The following is a 21,031-nucleotide window of genomic DNA, read 5'->3' as shown; positions in this document are numbered from 1 at the left end:
CCGAAAAATCATCAGTGATTGTCCGCGATATCACACCTGCAAAGCGATTGATATTTATCGTTCTCCATGCTCTGAATAACCCGCAACAAGACTCACTACAAAAACGATCCGAATCCCGTCTATATAACCTTTGCGATTCAGATGAGTGCACAAATGTGCCGGAGTTATGGCGTATTTTCAACGGATTCCATTGTTCAGATACCCGATAATGAGGGTATGACCGTCGTATTGGATGTATTTGGCAAAGGAGTTTGCATTTTGACTTTCACACGAACTCAACTTCAGCTAATGATTGTGGCTGGCATCTGTATTACCTTTCTGGCATCCACGATCAAAAGTAGCTATCAAATCTATTTTATACCACTGACAGAGTTCCTTTCGATCACCCGGGGTGAACTATCCGTCTCCGGTGCACTATTCGGGCTGTCTGTTGGCGTCATGTCACCGCTTGTCGGATGGGTCTGTGACCGATATGGCGCACTGCTCACTATATTGAGTGGCGCACTCATGGCATCGGCGATTTTTCTGCTGCTCACAATTACCGACAATTATGCTGCTTTTTTAGTGCTCTACGGCATCATGTCGGCCTATGCTCTAACCGCCATGACCTACATTCCATTGGGTATCTTTATTGATCAGATATTCAGCCAACAACACAAAGGAATGGCCTTTGCAGCGATTTCAAACGGTACAGCAATCGGGTTTATCTTACTCTCACCGGTTTTAGTCTGGTTGAGCGGATTTGTGTCATGGTCAATGCTCTGCACGGCAATCGGGTTGATTTTTCTCGGTTGCGTCGTACCCTTGATTATCCTGCTCCATCGTCAAATGACTCAATCCGCCGCCTTTCCACAGCAACAGTCCTTCGGTCAGGTGACACCACGGCAGGTACTCCAAAATATGTATACACCGACTTTCATCTGTCTGGCGGTCTCTTTTGCCGGCTGCGGTGCATCAATGGGATTTATCGATGTCCATCTCGTTCCATTGATTCAACAGCAGTTCACTGCGTTCTCGACTTATCAGGAAGTCACGGCCTCAACCCTGAGTTTACTTGGGATCGCCGAGTTATGCGGTGCAGTTATCGTCGGCTGGCGACTGAGGCGCTCATCACCAGTGAGCTTGTTAATCCAACTTTATCTGCTGCGTGGTGGTTCACTGTTACTCATCTATGATACACAATCGAAATTCACCTATCTGCTCTTCGCGCTGGTGTTTGGGCTAACCTATATGGGAACGGTTATCATTACCTCATTGATGTGTTTGAATTACTTCGGAGCACAACTGAAGGGACGTTTGTTTGGCTTATTGTTCACCGCCCACCAGCTCAGCGTATTTATCACCGTTTCAGCCGGGGGATTACTGTATGATGTCTTCCATCACTATCGCTATCTTATCTTGCTGTTAGTTTTGCTGTGTGGCCTCGCGGCCTTTGCTGCGACTTTCTTATCCCGGGAAGTCTTGTCCCGGGAAGGCTCACAAGATGCCGTCGACGATAAGCGGGAAGAAATTTGACTGGGTAATGAAGTAAACCGTTTTTTCCACACGGTACGTAACGAAACCGGATTGGGAAACCCAGACAAATAAGCGGCCTGTTCAACGCCCATACCATTATCGATCAATATTTTGGCTTCTTGCAGCCGGGCTTCGGCAATATAATCACGCAATGTTGCTTCCGTGTGGGTTTTAAACGTCCGTTGCAGATGACGAGGCGATACCCGGAAATGCTGACATAACTCGCTGATCGTCAAAGGCTGCCGATAGTTGTCCAGAATGTAATCCTGAACGGCATGGATCAGCGGGCTGATATGGTTACGATGTTTAAAGTGCACCGAAATTTGTGGATCATGTGCCATTCTGCGCCGATGAACAACCAGTTCCCTTGCGACATCCACCGCAGTTTTGACTGAAGTCAGCCGTTCAATCAGATACAAGGTGGTATCAATCCCTGCGGTCACGCCGGCACTGGTGATCAAGTTGTCGTGGTGAACAAAAATTCGATCCGCCAGTACCTGTGTCCCGGGGAACTGATTGGCCAGCACCTGCACCAGATCATGATGCGTGGTCACATTCTTGCCTTGAGTGAGTCCCGCTTTCGCGAGTAAGAAAGTGCCCGTGCAGATACCCACAACATAAGTATCTGGTTGAATCGCTTGTTTCAGCCAGCCGATACTTTGCTGCGCGATGGTATCGGTATAGATATCTTGCGAATATTTTGAACCACAGACAAAAATGACGGCACGTTCGGGAAGTTGCTCCGGTGGGGCAGCAATGTGAGTCAACGCAAGCCCCTGATGACTGACCATGTGTTCAGAAAAACCAATGAAGTGCGTCTCAAACTGAGCCGTTAGCTGGTCTGCTTGATTGATTGCCTGAACCGGGCCGGCAAGATCCAGTAAATGAATTTGCGAGTTGATCAAGAAATAAATTTGATACGGACTTACCATATTCACTTCAACCTCGTTGACCCTATCCACATGGTAATGCTATCGGTGCCCCATACAAATGATGGGGCATGATAGGTTCTCAAACGATCGGACGTTGTCCCCGACTAATCAATTTGAGTAACACACGATCAGCAGCTTCAGCCGCCATTCCCGGGAGTTTTTCAGTCAGTTTTTTCTTTTGCACATAATGGACAGATAAAACCTTCTTCTGCTGGCAAGCTTCAGTCACCAAATCATCCGATGTGCGAATATCATCAATCAAGCCTAAATCTTTCGCTTGCGTCCCAAACCAGTGCTCGCCCGTTGATACTTTATCGACATCAAGTGATGCACGATGCTCGCGGATGAAATGCTTGAACAGCCCATGCGTTTCTTCCAGTTCCTGTTTGAATTTATCGCGCGCTTTGTCGGTATTCTCACCAAACATCGTTAAGGTGCGTTTGAATTCACCGGCGGTCAACTGTTCAAACTCAATATGATTCTTTTTCAATAATTTATTGAAATTCGGCAACTGAGCAATAACACCGATTGATCCCACAATCGCGAAAGGTGCGGCAACCAGTTTATCCGCAATACATGCCATCATGTATCCACCGCTTGCAGCTACTTTATCGACAGCAATTGTGAGGGGCAATCCGGCGGACTTCAGACGATCAAGCTGTGAAGCAGCAAGACCATAGCCATGAACCATCCCACCACCGGATTCAAGTCGCAGCAGTACTTCATCTCCGGATTGCGCAACCGCCAGGATAGCTGAGATTTCTTCACGCAGAGAAGTCACTTCTTTAGCATCAATACTACCGTGAAAATCAAGCACAAACAGATGTGGTTCTCGCTGGGATTCCAGCGTCCCTTCTTTCGCTGCTTTTTTGATCTCTTTTTCAGCAGATTTATGCTTGGCTTTCTCTTTTTTCTTCTCTGCTTTATCACGCGCTTTCAGATAAGCGTTATCATGCAGGTAAGATTCTAAATGATGGGTGGTCTGTTTATATTTTTCTGTCAGGTCGATAATTTCCAACTCGCCTTTAGCACCGTGACTCTTTCCACTGACCGATTTGACAATCACAAGTATGACGATAAGCGCAACAACCAACGTCGCAATCTTGGCCAGAAACAGGCCATAATCCAATAAAAAATCCAATGTTCTCATCCTCTCCTTTACGAATTGGTGTATTGTAACCATCTTAAACAACAAAGCATAACAAAAGGAGGCTAGATGAATTATTCTGTTGCACCAAACACACTCAAAAACCGTGTGATTCTGGTTACAGGTGCCGGTGACGGCATTGGCAAGCAGGCAGCAATCAGTTTTGCTCAACATGGCGCAACGGTCGTTTTACTCGGCCGCACGGTCAAAAAACTGGAACAAACCTATGATGAGATTGTGGCACTCGAAGCACCGGAGCCGACCATCATATCGATAGATTTACAAGAGGCGACACAACAGGATTATCGTGAATTGATGCAGACAATTGAACATCAATTTGGTCGTTTGGACGGTGTCCTGCATAACGCCGGTTTACTGGGAACGCTTTGCCCGCTTGAGCAAATCGAACTCGCTACTTATGACGCTGTCATGCAAGTCAACGTCCGAGCTCAACTGATGATGACTCAGGCGCTATTACCGCTATTACGTCAGTCTGACGATGCGCGAATTGTCTTTACCAGCTCAACGGTCGGACATCAGGGACGCGCTCTGTGGGGAACCTATTCAATCTCCAAATTCGCCACAGAAGGGATGATGCAGATCCTGGCGGATGAACTCCGTGAGACCAATATTCGCGTCAATGCGATTAACCCGGGCGGTACACGAACAGGGATGCGTGCTGAAGCATTCCCTTCAGAAGATCCGAACACGTTAAAAACACCGCAAGATATTATGCCGCTATACCTTTATCTGATGGCCCCCGAAGGTCAGGCAGTTCACGGTGAGTGTATCGCAGCGCAGTCAAAAGACTAACGCAGTATTCAATCGGTCTGCCGATTGTACAACACAGGTATCTGTTTGATACGAAACCGGGTCATCAGCTTGATGACCCGGTTCTTTATCAACACTTTATTGTCCAATGATCAGGATAAGACTTCACGTAACCGGTCTTGTGCGACTTGGACTAACATATCCGGCTGAAACTTCGATATAAAACGGTCACAGCCAACTTTTTTCACCATTGCTTCGTTAAAACTACCGCTCAATGATGTGTTCAGGGTAATGTGCAAATCTTTCATCCGCTCATCATTACGAATTTCATAGGTGAGTTTATAACCGTCCATTTCTGGCATCTCAGCATCGGTGATCATAAATAAGATCTCTTGGCTGACATTTTTACCATCATCGCACCATCTACGGAGCAAATTATACGCTTCTAATCCATCCCGGCACTCGATGATTTCCAAGCCCAGCTGAGATAATGTACCTTTGATCTGATTTCTGGCGGTTGCCGAGTCATCGACAATCAATACTTTGCGCCCCATCATTTCCGGCATTAAATTCTCGTCCAAGACTTCGGCTGAAATTGAAACATCATAATGAACGATTTCTGCCAAGACCTTCTCGACATCGATGATTTCAACAATGTGCGCCTGATCCTGTTCTTTCACCTGAGTGATTGCCGTCAAGTAATTTGCTCTTCCCGCAGTCCGGGGCGGAGGCTGAATCTCTGTCCAAGCGGTATTGATGATATTGCGCACTTGTCCGACTAAAAAGCCCTGAACCGACCGATTATATTCCGTAATGATCAAGTTCTGTTCTTCCAACTCAGTTTGAGAAGCAGGAAAACCAATCGCTCTTCTCAAATCGATGACAGGAACCGGCTCTCCGCGCAAAGAAGCGACACCTGTGATATGCGGGTGTGCTCCGGGCATTTTGGTCAAAATCGGAACTTTGATCACTTCTTTGACTTTAAACACATTAATCGCAAAAATCTGTCGACTGTTCAATCTGAAAAGGAGCAGTTCAAGGCGATTCTCTCCGACGAGATTCGTGCGCTGGTCAACCGTATTTAAAACACCTGACATACGAGATTCCACCAATTAAAAACTGTTAATAGTATATACCTAAACGCTTTCGGGTGCTGTGTAATATACCCGCTTCAGCACCCTGTACTTCGTATTTATCGATACGAAACTTTCACTTTTCCGTCTCTGCATAAATGGTTTGGACTGATGCAAACCCAGGTCAAACAACAGAGAGGCCTGAGTGGGCTGGAAAGTCGTCAAAATGCCTGAATATAACTGTGAAACATATTAAGCGATAAAGCTAGGAGAATACATCAGAAAATAGACAATGGTAGGGAAACTCGTGGTGATCTTACCTCTGACCTGTCACCCGGCTTAACGATCAACAATGGTCATCAATAATGAACCATCATATAAAGCTTGTTTGATGAGTGCGGCTCCGGGCATCGTTGACTGTTTATAAAAACGGGATTCCACGATTTTGACCTGCTCCCGGTAAGCCGGATTACATTGGCTCTCGATATATTTGAGCATCGGTGGGTAAACAATTGCTTTAGCCTGATTAATCACCCCACCAATAAGCACCTTCTCCGGATTAAACATATTAATCACGATCGCAATGGCCTGACCGAGATGTCTGCCCAGTCGATCCATAATATCACACGATAATGGATCTCCTTGGGCCGCTGCGATACAAATATCCTCAATTGATATTTCCGTCAGACGACTCAACGATGATTGCTCACCATTGGCAATTCTTGACATAGCTTGCTCCCGCAAAGCCTTCGAACTCGTCACTGTTTCCAGACAACCACGATTGCCACAATGACAAGGCAGACCCAGAGGATCAATCTGAATGTGCCCCAGATCACCGATGTTGCCATGTTTGCCCTGTAATACACGCCCATTGACAATCACACCCGCATTCAAACCATTGTGAATAGAAATTAAGACCGAGTTGTCATCATCCTGAGAGTGACCGAATAGCTTTTCGGCCAGTGCCCAAGCCCGGGTATCGTTGGCAATAAAAACCGGTAACCCTGTTACCTGATAGATCTCAGCCCCTAACGCAAGATTATCGACATTGTAATGGGGCATTTGCAGGACAACCCCATTGTCTGCATCGACCAAGCCCGGTAGTGTCACGGCAATCGCGGTCACTCGCTCAAGTTGCTGGGTGTAGGTCAGAAAGAATTCTTCAATCTCGTGGAACAACCGGGCCAGTAAGTCATCCTGGTCAACTTCATGAATATCGATTTTCGTATCGATCAGCACATCACCACTTAATTCATGGAGTGCAATCGTCAGATATCCCCGTCCCAAACGAATCGAAAGGAATTGCCACCCCTCATTTCTGGTTTGAAGACCGACCGCAGGACGGCCGCGGCTAATAGCTTCTTGAACGGTTGTTTCATGGACAAGATGAGCATCGATGAGCTCACGCGTGATCTTGGTGATACTTGCCGGAGCAAGTTCACTCTCTTTAGACAGATCAATACGTGAAATAGGACCTTTTTGATCAATCAGTTTGTAAACACGACCAGCATTAATTTGCTTGATGTGATCAATATGGCCGGGCTGAGCCGTATACATGATGTGCTCCAGAAATCAACAACCTGCTAATTTTTTTACTTTGCAAAGTAATTGTGAAGCAATTTGATATGTGAGCGTGACAGGCATCACGCACGATCAGTCAAGTTTGTGTTGGGAGTCAAATGTTCACTCATCCGAAGCAGGCTGAACTCACGATACTTTTTTTACAAAAATGTTAAATTTTTAACCATTCACCCAGCGCTTTGAGCGTTCTCAAGTATACTTACACTGCTCACTCTATGATTTTCAGTCAGGAGTAAATCATGCCAAGAAAAATACAACGAAGAACTAAAATTGTAACAACCCTCGGCCCCGCAACTGATCGCGATAATAATCTTGAAGCGCTGATCAGAGCGGGGGCTAATGTGGTCCGCCTGAATTTTTCGCACGGAACAGCGGACGATCATCGCCTTCGGGCCAGAAAAGTCCGTGAAATTGCAGCCAGACTTGGACACAACGTGGCGATACTGGGGGATCTTCAAGGACCGAAGATTCGTGTATCTACTTTTACTCATGGCAAGATCACGCTGAATGTCGGTGATCGATTTACACTGGATGCGGAGATGCCCCCCGGAACCGGCCATCAAGAAGCTGTCGGAATTGATTACAAAAATCTCCCCAATGATGTTCAACGAAACGATATTCTGCTGCTGGATGACGGACGGGTTCAGCTGCAAGTCATTATGGTTGAAGGACAAAAAATCCATACAACCGTCACGGTCGGTGGGCCTCTATCCAATAACAAAGGGATCAACCGTCAGGGCGGCGGTCTTTCTGCTCAGGCACTCACCGAAAAAGATAAGCAGGATATTCTGCTGGCGGCAGAACTTGACGTGGAATACCTCGCCGTTTCGTTTCCCAGAAATGGTGAAGATATACAATATGCACGACGTCTGGCCCGGGATGCAGGACTAGAAGCTAAGATCGTCGCCAAAGTTGAGCGTGCAGAAACAGTCTCAAACCAAGCCAATATTGATGACATCATTATGGCATCTGACGTCATCATGGTCGCCCGTGGCGATTTAGGGGTCGAAATCGGAGATCCGGCATTAGTCGGTGTACAGAAGAAATTGATTTACCGGGCAAAGGCACTGAATCGCGTTGTGATTACGGCGACCCAAATGATGGAGTCGATGATTGAAAACCCGATGCCAACCCGGGCGGAAGTGATGGATGTCGCCAACGCAGTCATCGATGGTACTGATGCAGTGATGTTATCCGGAGAAACGGCAGCAGGGAGATATCCTGTCGAAACGGTAAAAGCGATGGCCGAAGTCTGCATTGGCGCAGAAAGTGTGATGGAAGTGAAAACTCAGAGTTATCGGCTGGAGAGCACATTTGTCACGGCAGAAGAGACCGTCGCCATGTCGACAATTTATGCAGCAAACCATATGGATGGTATTCAAGCAATTGTGACCATGACCGAGTCAGGCAGAACAGCGTTAATGACTTCACGTCTCAACTCAGAACTACCCATCTTTGCCCTGTCGAATAATGAAAAAGCGTTAAACCGCTGTGCGTTGTATCGCGGGGTGATTCCTTGGTATTTTGAGAGTCATCAGGAATCAGCCTATGAGATCGCACTCGAAGCTCTTTCAGTTCTCAAAGAGAAAAAGCAGCTGGCATTTGGCGATATTGTGATTATCACTCAGGGTGACGTGATGGGTGTCGAAGGGACAACAAACTGTATGCGAGTTCTCCCCGTTTTTTAGTTAAATACAATTGAGTTTTAGAAAATTGAGTTTTAGAAAAAACGCCCACTGGGCTGCTATGATTCCAGCAGCCCTGATTTTGAGGCTTTCAGCGGTTGGCCGCTCAAAGCCCGGGCGTCCTCCCAACTACGAATAAAGTTATAACCCGCTTGTAGCCCTTGCTCATAATCCCATAATAAATCGCTTTTTCTGCTCAGCAACGTGTTGGAACGGAGTGGCTGCTCCGGGGCAATCTGAATCACGAACACATCATCTGGAGGACGTTTTAAAAACTCAAGGGTCAAGGCATATGTCTGGTAATGAACCATCAGCATATCGGTCAGGCGTGTATCCACCGAACCACCAATTAAATGACTCATTCGATACAGTTGATCCGAGCCAAATAACCAGCGCCCGCCATTCAACATTTCTTCCTGAGGAACCAGAGACATTTTCTGACGTACGTAGTTACGCCAGTCTTGACGCCACTGTGTAACTTTCTGCTGCCACTGATTTTGCAGATAACTGAACGACTGACGCAGCCATACTTCACTCGGTTTCGGCGGCAAGTTAGCAGATTGTAACCCGGCTTTGTTATTGATGACCGATTCAGTCCGAATGACAGCGATAAACCGAGCACCCTGCCGCCACGCTTCTTGGACAGGAATCGATGCCGAAATACCTCCGTCAACATATGATTCACCATTAATATTGATTGGATGATGGCATAGCGTCGGAATAGCACATGAAGCTAACAGCACCTCTCTCCAGTTTGAGTGAACCATCGGCAAGTAATGATCGATCAACGTCTCTGAACTGGTAACGGCCGCATATGCCTTTCTGTCTCCTAAGACCTGACGTCCCATATCCAAATCAAGCCGATACGGATACTCAACGATGCGCTCAAGAGCCCATGACAAATCGACGTACTGCTTTTTCCTGATATAGGCAAAAAGATTAAAGAATGAAGAATCCGTGGTTAAGTCGGTAATAAACGCTTTGCCAAGCCCATGCTGACGACAAAGAAATGCACAAAGGTTTAACGCCCCCGCTGACGTACCGTAATAGACATCAAACGGGTCAAAGTTAGAAAGGTTAAAGGCATCCAGAACACCGGCAGTAAAAATGCCTCGCTGACCGCCACCTTGAGCAACCAAAGCATTTTTCCCACCAATGAACCGAGATAAACGGTCACAATCATCGATGACCTGCTGTTCAGAAATTACACCAACATTTTTTCCCATAGGCGGCTGTTGTAATCTAGTTAGCAATGGCAATCAACCCAGAACCAATCAATACCGCAAAAATAATGCCTGTAATTATCACAGCATATTTCAGATCAACATCCATACACACCTCCAGTATTTCGGATCATCTGACCCTATTCATAAAAAAGAAGAGATACCATACTGATTACGACTTCAGCATCTATATCTATCTAATAAGATGGCAATTACTGTCAATTCCTTCATCATACTTATGAAAAGAATATCACAAATATTGCTCGAATAAATGTATCCTCTTAACACCAAAAAAGTCTATGACTTTGATTGCAAATGATGACATTGCGATAAACACTGCTACAGATTTGCTTCTCTAACGAGTAATACACTAGTTCTTGAATAGAAATCAGACAGAGCACCAATGATATTAATATAGATTAAAAAACTACACTTACCACCAAAAAGCAGGCGTATCACTCATATTAATACAAATAATAATGTAATTAACCCATTCAAATAGATATATATAAAATATACATCTGCAACACAAAACACCCATTACATTTACAATCTATTGCCTTTCTATTTATAAATCTGTAATCTCGATAGCTATGCACAGATGAACATCTCATTTGTTGCGTACACACATCACAACATACAGAATAATATTCTGAGATATCGCTTAGAAATAAAAATATAATTCTAAATATTAGTGATTATAAGTTAAAAAAATAAGTCAAGGGAGTCATTCACCCTACCTATGTTTTAACTAACTATAATTTAACTATTAACGATAGGGTGAAACTTCATCACTCAGAAAGCATTACCAAAGGAGTATCAAATGAAGCGAGAACAATGGGGCTCTCGTGCCGGTTTTATCTTAGCTGCGGTCGGATCCGCTATCGGCTTAGGTAATATCTGGCGCTTTCCGTATATGGCCTACGAAAATGGAGGTGGCGCATTTTTTATCCCTTACCTTTTCGCCATGCTCACGGCTGGTATCCCATTCATGATTCTAGAATTCAGCATGGGACAGAAACACCGCGGTTCAGCACCAAAGACAATTTCTCAGATCCATTCAAAATTTGAGTGGCTTGGCTGGTTCCAAGTTGGGGTAGCTGCTGTTATCGGTGTTTATTATGTTGCCGTCATCGGCTGGGCTATCTCCTATTTCGGTCTTTCGTTCACTCAAGGTTGGGGAACAGAAACCAATACTTTTTTCTTCAGCAATTATCTAGGACTTGGTGAGAACACACCGACAAACTTAGGTGGTATCCGCTGGAATATTGCATTGACCGTCGCACTTGCGTGGGGCATCACCTACATTGCGATTGTGAATGGTGTGAAATCAGGGATTGAACGTGCTTCAAAAGTTATGATGCCGATTCTATTCATTATGGTACTGGTGCTCATCGGGCGGATGTCCATGCTTCCCGGTGCATTAGATGGCATGAACTACATGTTCAAACCAGACTTCAGTAAGATATGGGATGTTAAAGTTTGGGCAGCCGCATACGGTCAGATATTCTTTACCCTGAGTATTGGTTTTGCCATTATGCTGGCTTATTCGAGTTACCTGCCGGAAAAATCAGATATCACCAACAATGCATTTATGACGGTGCTGATTAACTGTGGCTTTTCGATTCTCGCAGGTATCATGATTTTTTCAGTGTTAGGTTACATGGCCCAAGAGCAAGGGAAAGCGCTCACTGATGTCGTCTCATCGGGTGTCGGGCTGGCGTTCGTTACCCTTCCCGCTGCAATTAACTTATTGCCGGCACCATACATTTTCGGCCCATTAATGTTCTTTGCACTCGTCGTTGCCGGTTTGAGTTCTCATATATCGATAATGGAAGCCGTAACATCAGCCATCATTGATAAAACCAAATGGCGTCGTAACAAGGCCGCAAGTATTGTCATCGGTATTAGCTTTATTGTTTCAATGGCTTTCGTCACTGATGGCGGTATCTTACTGCTCGATCTTGTCGATCACTTTGCAAACAATATCGGCATCATGACCGGCTGTTTTGTCGAGATTGTGATGATGACCTGGTTGTTCAAGGTGTCAGATATCCGTAAGTATGCAAATTCCAAATCTGACTTTTCCATCGGTGTCTGGTTTGATATTTGTCTGCGCTTTATCACACCAGTCATATTAGCGATGATTCTTGCGACCAAACTTCACACGTTATTGACTGAAGGTTATGGCGGCTATGACCTAACCATCGGCTGGGTTCTGATTATTGCCCTGTTCGTTGTCGGTATTTCAATTAACCTGAAAAGTCGTTCTCAGGAGGTATAACATGGATATCAGTGCAATCATTATGATGGTTATTGGCCTAGGCATTACATGGGGCGGTGCATTTATCTGTATGAAGAAAGCAATGCGTCAATCTGACTAATTACCAGTCAAGTTACGCGCAATGATTAAGGCCGATAGACTTCCATCTATCGGCTTTTTTAGATGATTAACTAGACAACTCATTGAAAGTTCCCCAGTGATTTGCCACTTTTTGGCAACATTCAGTTCATGAAATGCTCTAAAATTGATAGCTCACACCCGCCGCTGCACCGAGCTGAAGCTCTACATCATCATGTAAGTCAAGTTCAGGATGGACCTGTCCATAAACATGAATGCGATTTTTATATGTCCAGTCCACTCCGAGAGGTAATCTGACACCAAAGTCATTGTCATGGTCACCCCACTCCGTCCAGCCTCCGGCCCCCACATACCAATCCACAGGAATATTAGGCTGATCAAATTGCCCCTTCTTAAACAAGTAGTCAGCACTTATACCATCATTGCCAGCGGAGATACGATACTGGTCATTCAGCTCCAACACTGCACTTAACCCCTGATCGACACCAAGCCCGACAGCAACCTGAGGAGATGATGTAACTGATGATGCAGCATAAGCAAATGATGACAACGTCAAGGCACCGATAGCAATAGTCATTATTCTCATCGCACGACTCTCTTATAAACATGAAGAAATAAAAATCACTTTACTAACTTAACAGTCATTAATGTCATGAATGAGTCAATGTAAAACAAAGATATTCAAAAATTCGATTCATCAATCGTGGGAATATACCCGGTCTTCAAGAGATGGTTTCGACAAATATCACCGAGTCTACGGGAGCAGTGGCGGTCTTCTTTAGTATCTAGATTCTAAATAGAAATCAGTTATCACATTTTCAGTCAGCTTAGCAATGCCGACCATCAAAAAAGGGAGCCGAAGCTCCCTTTCTGTCACGAAATGAAATACATCAAACCATATCAGTTATGGCTGCGCATCCATTCGTCCATTTCAGTTCTCAGTACATCAGAACGAGTACCGAAGATAGCCTGAACACCACCTTGAACAACAACAACACCGGCAGCGCCCAGAGATTTCAGCTTGTCTTGGTCAACAGCATCAGTGTTATCAACAGAAACACGTAAACGAGTGATACATGCATCTAAGTTTGTGATATTCGCTTTACCGCCGAATGCAGCAACAAGTGCAGATGCCATTTCTGAATCACCGGTAACCACATCGTCCATCAATGTTTCGTCTTCACGGCCTGGTGTTTTGATATCCAGAGCACGGATGACAACGGTGAATACAACATAGTAAATCACAGCATAAACAAGACCGACACCAACAAGCAGTAACATTTTCTGTGCATGTGCAGATTGCACGACAAAGTCGATGAAACCATTTGAGAATGTATGACCGTGAACTATACCCAAATAGTTAGTGATGACATATGCCAGACCAGCAAGCAGCGCATGGATTCCATAAAGTAATGGTGAAACAAACAGGAATGAGAACTCGATTGGTTCAGTAATACCAGTCAGGAATGAAGTCAATGCAGCTGATGCCATGATACCCATGATTTTTGCACGGTTTTCAGGTTTAGCACAACGCGCAATTGCAAAAGCAGCAGCAGGCAGACCAAACATTTTAAACAGATAACCACCAGCAAGCTGACCAAAACCATTACCCACAGCACGAGAGGCGTCATCAGCAGTCAGGAAGCAAGTCATGATACCATGAACGACTTGACCCGCATTGTTTGTACATGTACCGGCTTCATAGAAGAATGGTACGTTCCAAATGTGGTGCAGACCAAAAGGAATAAGAGAACGTTCAACTACGCCGTAAATACCAAATGCCAACACAGGGTTCTGTTGCGCAGCCCAATCAGAGAATGCAGCGATAGCAGAGCCAATCGGTGGCCAGATAAAGGAAAGCACGACACCAAGGATAATCGACAGGAAGCCTGTGATAATTGGCACAGCACGTTTACCGGCAAAGAAACCTAGATAATCTGGTAATTGAATCTTGAAGAAACGGTTAAATGCCCATGCGGCAAGACCACCCGAGAGGATCCCACCGAGAACCCCTGTATCGATGGAGTCAACCCCCATCACAGTTGCCATGACTTTCAATGTCGCAACCATGATACCGTAACCAACGATAGCGGAAAGTCCGGAAACCCCATCATTATTTGTAAAACCTAATGAAACACCGACAGCAAATAGCAATGCCATCTGTCCGAATACCGAACCACCTGCCTGCTCCATCAGATGAGAAACGACTTCTGGTAACCAGCTGAAATTAGCGGCACCAACACCAAGTAATATACCTGCAACCGGTAAAACTGATACGGGTAGCATCAGTGATTTACCAACTTTTTGCAGTTCCGCAAAAAGGCTCTTAGACATATTTTATGCTCCTGAGTAAGTTATTAGAATTTAATTAAACGAGAACTTCATGGCCACCCCCGTCGCCATTCCCCAAGTTCTCGTGGAAAGTTAACCACGTAGGCATTATATTTTCCGGCTCTAAATATATATTGACGTCTCTCAAACTTTCCAGAAAGTTAACAACTTTAGTTTCAAAGTAATATATAGATCACAATCATAGCAAGCACTATGAAATGGATTACAACATACGTAAGCTATTGATATAAAATAAATAAATCACCATAGAATCTAATTTTTCATCGAAAATAAATGACACCTTTATGTTAATTATCATTACAAATTAACCTTTTTTCGATTTATGTCGATTAAATCAGCGAAATAACCAACTAAAAATCTATTTTTTTGAGTAGCAAATTAATTTGTTGCCCTAAAATAGTGCATAGTAATATTTTTAACAACAAACATTTTTTCTAAAGAAAAAAAAGATCCAAGAAATTCTTTGTTGTTTGATGTGCAACTTCACTCACAGGTATCTCTTTTAATTGCGCAATACACTTTGCCACTTCAGTAACAAAAGCAGGCTGATTCTCTTGTCCTCGATGAGGGACAGGAGCCAAATAAGGAGAGTCTGTTTCAATCAACAGACGATCTAAAGGCAGGTCTTTTACGACGGATTTCAATTCCATCGCCTGACGGAAAGTAACAATCCCGGAAATTGAAATATAAAAACCAAGTTCCATAGCGGCCTGAGCAAATGCCATATCTTCTGTGAAACAGTGAATCACACCACGACATTGGTCCGCTTTTCCTTGACGCAATAATGCCAGCGTATCCTCTCTTGCGTTACGGGTATGAATAATCAAAGGCTTATTCAACGCAACAGCAGCTTCAATCTGCTGCATGAACCTCAGCTTCTGTAACTCAGCCGTCTCCGGACGATAGTGATAGTCAAGCCCAGTCTCCCCGATTGCAATAACTTTGGCATGACTGGCATATTCATAAAAAGTATCGAGTGCAAAATCACTTTCAACATCCAACGGATGGACACCACAGGAAGCATGAACCCAGTCGAATGGTTCGATCATTTTTAGCATTTGGGGAAAGGATGCCAGCGTCACACCCACAGATAGGATTTGCTCAACCTGAGCATTACGCGCTTTATTTAAAACATCGTGGATATCCTGATGTAACTCATCGTAATTGAGTTTATCTAAATGACAGTGGGAGTCGACAAACATGGGGCTCCTTTAAATTTTGATAACCAGTCAAAAACCAGTAGTTCTGAGTTTAAACCACGGTGTACTTCCAGACGATGCAGTAACGTGATCAATTCTCGGTATTGTTGATAAAGCATACTATAAGAAAGACATTGCGCAACTTCTTCACTTTTCGGCAGCACAATTTTATCTTGTGTCTGAAAATGAAACTTCTGCGCATCAGTCAGCAAATACCATAGCCAAGTTAATCTCGTAAGCGGAGAAGTTTGGATCTCATCAACCAATGCATGTATAAATTGTAATGGCGAATGCAGAAAGTGACAGAATAATTCAACCAATCGCAAATACTTTTCATGCTCCTGTGACTGAATAAACTGGAGTGCTCGGATCGGCGCATAATCATTCAGTTTAATCATGTACGGTGCGATATCCTGCCCCGTTTCTTTTGCTAACCATTCAGCGACAACGGTATGGGCCGGCTCAGACACATGTAACTGACGGCATCGGCTTAAAATGGTTGGTAGCACACGATCAATACAATCCGTAACAAGCATAAAGCAGCAGTGGCTTGGCGGCTCTTCCAATGTTTTTAGTAAGGCATTTGCCGCTGATTCATTCATAAGATAAGCAGGTTGAATTACAATCACCCGATAGCCGCCAAACTGAGAAGACTCCTGGGCCAACTGATTAATCTGTCGAACCACATCGACGGTAATTGATTTCCCTTCCTGTTCCGGCTTCACCCAGTGAAAGTCAGGATGACTTTGAGAATCCATCAACTGACAACTATGACAATAGCCACATAGTTCTGAACCATGAGCACATAACAGAGAACGGGCAGCGGCTTCGATAAAAGTAGCTTCTCCCATCCCCTCTTTTACGACCAGCAATGTCGCCGGCGAGACAGAGTTATGTGCCAGTGTCTGACACCATTGTTGCCAGATTTGTTGAAACCAAGGGTATAGTGACATTTGCATAAGTCCCTATTGAACAGATAACCAATTCATTAGTACACGCCGTATATCTTTCTGCACCAGCTCTAACGGTTGCTCCGCAGAAATTACCTGAATTCGTTCATCATGATTTGCTAACTGTAAATATCGAGCGCGCGTCCGCTCGAAAAAACTCAAATCCATTTTTTCAATGCGATCAAGTTCTCCGCGACCTCTCGCCCGCTCCAGCCCAATGTCAGGATTGATATCAAGATAGAGCGTGAAATCTGGTTCAAACTGCCCCAGAACAGATTCTTTTAACGTTTGAATCATCTTAGGATCAATTTGCCGTCCGCCGCCCTGATAAGCCTGGGAAGACAAATCATGCCGATCACCAATCACCCACTGTCCAGCGTTGAGAGCCGGTTTGATGACCCCTTCAACGAGCTGTACCCTGGCTGCATAGATCAGCAGTAATTCGGTCATATCATAGATAACCTCACCCTCATGTTCTTCCTTGACGAGGCTACGTAATTTCTCCGCAATCGGCGTTCCCCCCGGCTCTCGTGTTTTTACGACAGAAGAAACGCCGAAATCTTTCAGAGTATCCACCACGGTTTGGATTGCTGTGCTTTTCCCGGCACCTTCTAACCCTTCCACTACAATAAATTTCGCTTTCATTTCTTAGTTCTTAATTGTTTCAAATAACGTTTTACCGCAGCATTGTGTTCCGCCAATGATTGAGAAAAAACATGGCCGCCATTTCCACTTGCGACAAAATAAAGATAATCACTGGCTTGAGGGTTTAGCGCAGCATGAATTGATGCCTTTCCCACCATTGCAATCGGGGTCGGTGGCAAACCGTGAATCACATAAGTATTGTAAGGTGTGGGCGTGAGTAAATCTTTTTTCCGGATATTACCGTCATAGCGTGATCCCATACCGTAAATGACCGTTGGATCGGTCTGCAACCTCATTTTTTTATTGAGTCGGTTAATAAAGACCGAGGCAATCAGCTGCCTTTCATCTTTAATAGCTGTCTCTTTTTCAATAATAGAAGCTAATGTTAATGCTTCGTAGGGGGAACGCAAAGGTAAACCACTCTGCCGAGTGTCCCAAGCGTGCTGCAGTACTGACTTCAGCTTCTGATTCGCCCGTTTCAAAATTTCTATATCACTGGTACCGGCCGTATAGTGATAGGTCTCAGCAAGGAATAATCCTTCTAATTTTGATTCGTCTATCGACAACCGTTTCGCGATTTCGGCTTCTGGCATCGATTGAATTTCATGCTTCAGATAAGACTCTGCGGCCAACTTCTGCAAAATATCTTGAAAACGGCTGCCTTCGATCAGAGTAATCGTAAATTGATATTCGTCTCCGGTGGTAAACCGTTGCAGTACATTGTGTAACAATTCACCGGAATGCACCTGATAGGTGCCGACCTTAATTTTAGCCAGTGCCGGATAGAATCGATGCATCAAATGAGCCGCGATAGAAGAATGTAACCAAGATTTATCTTCAAAAGATTTTAGAACTGAGCGCAATGACTCACCCTGACGAATCGTCACAAATTGCTGTTCCGTCGGCAATTGAAGTGGCTGAGTGAGGTAAGTATCTACTTTTTGATAAAGAACGATCACACTTCCAATCACGACCAACGCAACGAGGCAACATCCAAATAATATTTTCTTTAACACTGATTCACTCTCTTTTGTAAATCTCGCACCTGCTCTCCCAGTACAAAGCACGCTGATTGAATCTGAATAACAGGGGCAATCCCCAGAATTGAATTCGTCATAAAAATTTCATCTGCACCAAGCAGATCATCCAGAGAAAAATGGCTGATATTCACCGTGATTCCCAGCTGAGTCGCGATATCGAGTACCACACGTCTCATCACTCCGGCAACACCTGCCAAGGTTAAGTCTGGTGTATGGAGCACATTATCCCGAAACCAGAATAAATTTGCCATGGTCGTCTCAATCACCTGACTGTGCAAATCCAACGCAACCGCATCCACATAACCGGATGTCTCAGCTTCAGCTTTGAGTAACACTTGTTCTAAACGATTATTATGTTTATGTCCGGCCAACAATGGGTTATGCCCGAGGCGCTGCTGGCAGATGCCTAACCGGACACCATCAGAAATAAATGCATCATAATGTTTCGGGTAATCAAATGACTGGACCGTGACCCTCGGTGAGGACATGACGTCGGGACTATATCCTCGTCCCCCACTCCCACGGCTTATATGGACTTTGATGCCCGCTTTGGGCGCTGCCACAATAACCTGACTAATCCAGCGCGACACTTTATCCCAATCCGGATACGGAATCTGTAATATGGTCAGACAAGCTTCCATTCTTTGCTGATGATACAACCAGTGCTGCATCTGTCCGTCGATGGTCAGAATCGTCGAAAAACAACCATCGCCATATTGAAAAGATCGGTCATCAGCAGGTATAGATGAAACTGGCATCCCGTCAATCAAAATCATATCTGCATCCTACAAAAAGAAAACGGCTTAATGCTATGCATCAAGCCGTATCAATACAAGTGGATAAAATGACAACTTACACTTTTTTAAAGATTAAAGTGCCGTTGGTTCCACCAAACCCGAAAGAGTTACAAATCGCATATTCCATATTGACAACCCGACGCGCCGTGTGCGGTACGAGGTCAATATCCAAGTCATCTTCCGGGTCATCCAAGTTAATAGTCGGAGGGACGATTTGATCAACAAGCGACATCACGGTGATAATGGCTTCAACAGAACCTGCTGCACCTAGAAGATGTCCGGTCATTGATTTTGTCGATGATACAAGTACCTGCTTCGCACCTTCTTCACCCAACGCACGTTTCACACCTTTTAATTCAGCCAGGTCACCGGCTGGTGTCGAAGTTCCATGAGCGTTGATATAACCGACTTGAGTTCCGGTAATTCCGGCATCACGCATTGCTGCTTCCATAGCCAGTGCACCACCAGAACCATCCGCGCTTGGCGAGGTCATGTGGTAAGCGTCACCAGACATGCCAAAACCAACCAATTCTGCATAAATTTTTGCACCGCGAGCTTTCGCGTGTTCATATTCTTCAAGCACCATGATACCGGCACCATCACCGAGAACGAATCCATCACGCCCTTTGTCCCATGGACGAGAGGCTTTCTCAGGTTCATCGTTGCGCGTTGACAGTGCTTTCGCCGCGCCAAACCCGGCAATACCGAGCGGTGTTGAAGCTTTTTCTGCACCACCGGCAACCATTGCATCAGCATCGCCATACGCGATCATACGAGCTGCGTGGCCGATGTTGTGCAAACCTGTTGTACAGGCAGTGGAGATAGCAATATTTGGTCCGCGCAATCCGCGCATAATTGATAAATTTCCGGCAACCATATTCACAATTGTCGAAGGCACGAAGAAAGGACTGACTTTACGTGGACCTTTATCAACCAGAACCTGATGACCAGCCTCAATCAGATCTAAACCACCAATACCAGAACCGATCGCAACACCAACCCGTGCTGCATTTTCTTCGTTTATCACAAGACCTGAGTCGTCTAATGCTTGTATACCCGCGGCTATACCATATTGGATAAATAAATCCATTTTTCGGGCATCTTTTTTAGACATATAGTCTTCACAGTTAAAGTTTTTCACTAATCCTGCAAAACGAGTTGAAAAGCCTTCAGTATCAAAGTGATCAATGTTAACAATGCCACTCTGTCCTGCAAGCAAAGCTTTCCAAGATGATTCTACTGTGTTGCCTACTGGTGATAACATCCCCATACCAGTAACAACGACACGACGCTTGGACACAATCATATTCTCCGGAATTGAAAAAGTTCTATAGAAGAGATGAGACGAGTTAATTAAAACTCAGGCGGCCAGATAGCCGCCTGGAGAGATAGATTACTGAGCGCTTTTAACGTAATCGATCGCAGCTTGAACAGTTGTGATCTTCTCAGCTTCTTCGTCAGGAATCTCAGTGTCGAATTCCTCTTCAAGAGCCATAACCAGCTCAACTGTATCCAGGGAATCAGCACCTAGATCTTCAACGAAAGAAGCTTCGTTTTTAACTTCTGCTTCGTCTACACCTAGCTGTTCAACAATGATTTTCTTTACGCGTTCTTCGATGTTGCTCATTTTTCTTTTCCTTTACAGATTTCGCTTAATGCGATGTCCCGTAGTTTATTAGAACTAGGGAAAGTTGCAAGAGGGTCATCGCTGGTCAAACCACAATTTTTACGATTTTAACCGAAGTTCAGACCATTTTTG

At 44.7% G+C, this 21,031-nt stretch carries 19 protein-coding genes and 1 pseudogene; 5 read left to right on the top strand and 15 right to left on the bottom strand.

Annotated elements, in window-relative coordinates; translation table 11 throughout:
- Nucleotides 1–141: 141 nt before the first annotated feature.
- Nucleotides 142–1,329, top strand: a pseudogene (locus AC55NX_RS14175) (MFS transporter); the annotation flags it as partial.
- Between the two features lie 59 nt (nt 1,330–1,388).
- On the opposite strand, the gene AC55NX_RS14170 reads toward AC55NX_RS14175, so the two are convergent.
- On the bottom strand, nt 1,389–2,447 hold the full coding sequence (locus AC55NX_RS14170) for a GlxA family transcriptional regulator (RefSeq protein WP_496996335.1): 1,059 nt from the start codon (nt 2,445–2,447) through the stop codon (nt 1,389–1,391).
- Nucleotides 2,448–2,526: 79 nt separating this feature from the next.
- The gene (gene sohB, locus AC55NX_RS14165) at nt 2,527–3,588 is read right to left on the bottom strand and encodes a protease SohB (protein WP_496996350.1); all 1,062 of its coding nucleotides are present in this window, start codon (nt 3,586–3,588) and stop codon (nt 2,527–2,529) included.
- Nucleotides 3,589–3,663: 75 nt separating this feature from the next.
- Here sohB and AC55NX_RS14160 point away from each other — a divergent pair, with 75 nt between their 5' ends.
- Nucleotides 3,664–4,407 carry a YciK family oxidoreductase gene (locus tag AC55NX_RS14160; RefSeq protein WP_496996334.1) on the top strand — a complete coding sequence of 248 codons (744 nt, stop codon included), beginning with the start codon at nt 3,664–3,666 and terminating at the stop codon, nt 4,405–4,407.
- Between the two features lie 110 nt (nt 4,408–4,517).
- On the opposite strand, the gene AC55NX_RS14155 is transcribed toward AC55NX_RS14160, so the two are convergent.
- A complete protein-coding gene (locus AC55NX_RS14155; RefSeq protein ID WP_496996333.1) occupies nt 4,518–5,462 on the bottom strand; it encodes a chemotaxis protein CheV in 945 nt (314 codons plus the stop codon).
- A 315-nt stretch (nt 5,463–5,777) separates the two neighbouring features.
- Nucleotides 5,778–6,995, bottom strand: a complete 1,218-nt coding sequence (gene mlc / locus AC55NX_RS14150; protein ID WP_496996332.1) for a sugar metabolism global transcriptional regulator Mlc — start codon at nt 6,993–6,995, stop codon at nt 5,778–5,780.
- A 263-nt stretch (nt 6,996–7,258) separates the two neighbouring features.
- On the opposite strand from mlc, the gene pyk reads away from it, so the two are divergent.
- Nucleotides 7,259–8,707, top strand: a complete 1,449-nt coding sequence (pyk, locus tag AC55NX_RS14145; RefSeq protein ID WP_496996331.1) for a pyruvate kinase — start codon at nt 7,259–7,261, stop codon at nt 8,705–8,707.
- Nucleotides 8,708–8,763: 56 nt separating this feature from the next.
- On the opposite strand, the gene AC55NX_RS14140 is transcribed toward pyk, so the two are convergent.
- The gene (locus AC55NX_RS14140; RefSeq protein ID WP_496996330.1) at nt 8,764–9,930 is read right to left on the bottom strand and encodes a patatin-like phospholipase family protein; all 1,167 of its coding nucleotides are present in this window, start codon (nt 9,928–9,930) and stop codon (nt 8,764–8,766) included.
- Between the two features lie 16 nt (nt 9,931–9,946).
- Nucleotides 9,947–10,036, bottom strand: a complete 90-nt coding sequence (gene cydH, locus AC55NX_RS14135; protein WP_157371890.1) for a cytochrome bd-I oxidase subunit CydH — start codon at nt 10,034–10,036, stop codon at nt 9,947–9,949.
- A 714-nt stretch (nt 10,037–10,750) separates the two neighbouring features.
- Between cydH and AC55NX_RS14130 the strand changes: the two genes are divergently transcribed.
- Together AC55NX_RS14130 and AC55NX_RS14125 are read left to right on the top strand one after the other, a co-directional pair.
- Nucleotides 10,751–12,211 (top strand): sodium-dependent transporter, encoded by a 1,461-nt coding sequence (locus AC55NX_RS14130; RefSeq protein WP_496996329.1) that lies wholly within the window; start codon nt 10,751–10,753, stop codon nt 12,209–12,211.
- 1 nt (nt 12,212) lies between these two features.
- Nucleotides 12,213–12,311 (top strand): MetS family NSS transporter small subunit, encoded by a 99-nt coding sequence (locus AC55NX_RS14125; RefSeq protein WP_021019547.1) that lies wholly within the window; start codon nt 12,213–12,215, stop codon nt 12,309–12,311.
- 138 nt (nt 12,312–12,449) lie between these two features.
- On the opposite strand, the gene AC55NX_RS14120 is transcribed toward AC55NX_RS14125, so the two are convergent.
- From AC55NX_RS14120 to acpP, 9 genes are all read right to left on the bottom strand, one after another.
- Nucleotides 12,450–12,875 (bottom strand): hypothetical protein, encoded by a 426-nt coding sequence (locus tag AC55NX_RS14120; RefSeq protein WP_496996328.1) that lies wholly within the window; start codon nt 12,873–12,875, stop codon nt 12,450–12,452.
- 314 nt (nt 12,876–13,189) lie between these two features.
- Entirely contained in the window at nt 13,190–14,623 is a 1,434-nt protein-coding gene (gene ptsG, locus AC55NX_RS14115; protein ID WP_496996327.1) for a PTS glucose transporter subunit IIBC, read from the bottom strand.
- Between the two features lie 452 nt (nt 14,624–15,075).
- The gene (locus tag AC55NX_RS14110; protein WP_496996326.1) at nt 15,076–15,843 is read right to left on the bottom strand and encodes a TatD family hydrolase; all 768 of its coding nucleotides are present in this window, start codon (nt 15,841–15,843) and stop codon (nt 15,076–15,078) included.
- Nucleotides 15,816–16,793, bottom strand: a complete 978-nt coding sequence (gene holB / locus AC55NX_RS14105; protein ID WP_496996325.1) for a DNA polymerase III subunit delta' — start codon at nt 16,791–16,793, stop codon at nt 15,816–15,818. The genes AC55NX_RS14110 and holB overlap by 28 nt, the downstream gene beginning before the upstream one ends.
- A 12-nt stretch (nt 16,794–16,805) precedes the next feature.
- On the bottom strand, nt 16,806–17,435 hold the full coding sequence (tmk, locus tag AC55NX_RS14100; RefSeq protein ID WP_496996324.1) for a dTMP kinase: 630 nt from the start codon (nt 17,433–17,435) through the stop codon (nt 16,806–16,808).
- Nucleotides 17,432–18,451 (bottom strand): endolytic transglycosylase MltG, encoded by a 1,020-nt coding sequence (mltG, locus tag AC55NX_RS14095; protein WP_496996323.1) that lies wholly within the window; start codon nt 18,449–18,451, stop codon nt 17,432–17,434. The genes tmk and mltG overlap by 4 nt, the downstream gene beginning before the upstream one ends.
- Nucleotides 18,445–19,251 carry an aminodeoxychorismate lyase gene (gene pabC / locus AC55NX_RS14090; RefSeq protein ID WP_496996322.1) on the bottom strand — a complete coding sequence of 269 codons (807 nt, stop codon included), beginning with the start codon at nt 19,249–19,251 and terminating at the stop codon, nt 18,445–18,447. The genes mltG and pabC overlap by 7 nt, the downstream gene beginning before the upstream one ends.
- Nucleotides 19,252–19,327: 76 nt before the next feature.
- A complete protein-coding gene (fabF, locus tag AC55NX_RS14085; RefSeq protein ID WP_496996321.1) occupies nt 19,328–20,572 on the bottom strand; it encodes a beta-ketoacyl-ACP synthase II in 1,245 nt (414 codons plus the stop codon).
- A 93-nt stretch (nt 20,573–20,665) separates the two neighbouring features.
- A complete protein-coding gene (gene acpP / locus AC55NX_RS14080) occupies nt 20,666–20,899 on the bottom strand; it encodes an acyl carrier protein (RefSeq protein WP_038180604.1) in 234 nt (77 codons plus the stop codon).
- Nucleotides 20,900–21,031: the final 132 nt, after the last annotated feature.

The sequence above is a fragment of the Vibrio rubrogenes genome (assembly GCF_059641415.1).
The sequence above is the reverse complement of the archived record's forward strand: the minus strand, read 5'-3'. Positions and strand labels throughout refer to the sequence as shown.

Coding starts and splice junctions, on each gene's coding strand:
- AC55NX_RS14170 (WP_496996335.1), bottom strand. CDS start 2,447: ATGGTAAGTCCGTATCAAATTTATTTCTTGATCAACTCGCAAATTCAT.
- AC55NX_RS14160 (WP_496996334.1), top strand. CDS start 3,664: ATGAATTATTCTGTTGCACCAAACACACTCAAAAACCGTGTGATTCTG.
- AC55NX_RS14155 (WP_496996333.1), bottom strand. CDS start 5,462: ATGTCAGGTGTTTTAAATACGGTTGACCAGCGCACGAATCTCGTCGGA.
- mlc (WP_496996332.1), bottom strand. CDS start 6,995: ATGTATACGGCTCAGCCCGGCCATATTGATCACATCAAGCAAATTAAT.
- pyk (WP_496996331.1), top strand. CDS start 7,259: ATGCCAAGAAAAATACAACGAAGAACTAAAATTGTAACAACCCTCGGC.
- AC55NX_RS14140 (WP_496996330.1), bottom strand. CDS start 9,930: ATGGGAAAAAATGTTGGTGTAATTTCTGAACAGCAGGTCATCGATGAT.
- cydH (WP_157371890.1), bottom strand. CDS start 10,036: ATGGATGTTGATCTGAAATATGCTGTGATAATTACAGGCATTATTTTT.
- AC55NX_RS14130 (WP_496996329.1), top strand. CDS start 10,751: ATGAAGCGAGAACAATGGGGCTCTCGTGCCGGTTTTATCTTAGCTGCG.
- AC55NX_RS14125 (WP_021019547.1), top strand. CDS start 12,213: ATGGATATCAGTGCAATCATTATGATGGTTATTGGCCTAGGCATTACA.
- AC55NX_RS14120 (WP_496996328.1), bottom strand. CDS start 12,875: ATGAGAATAATGACTATTGCTATCGGTGCCTTGACGTTGTCATCATTT.
- ptsG (WP_496996327.1), bottom strand. CDS start 14,623: ATGTCTAAGAGCCTTTTTGCGGAACTGCAAAAAGTTGGTAAATCACTG.
- AC55NX_RS14110 (WP_496996326.1), bottom strand. CDS start 15,843: ATGTTTGTCGACTCCCACTGTCATTTAGATAAACTCAATTACGATGAG.
- holB (WP_496996325.1), bottom strand. CDS start 16,793: ATGTCACTATACCCTTGGTTTCAACAAATCTGGCAACAATGGTGTCAG.
- tmk (WP_496996324.1), bottom strand. CDS start 17,435: ATGAAAGCGAAATTTATTGTAGTGGAAGGGTTAGAAGGTGCCGGGAAA.
- pabC (WP_496996322.1), bottom strand. CDS start 19,251: ATGATTTTGATTGACGGGATGCCAGTTTCATCTATACCTGCTGATGAC.
- acpP (WP_038180604.1), bottom strand. CDS start 20,899: ATGAGCAACATCGAAGAACGCGTAAAGAAAATCATTGTTGAACAGCTA.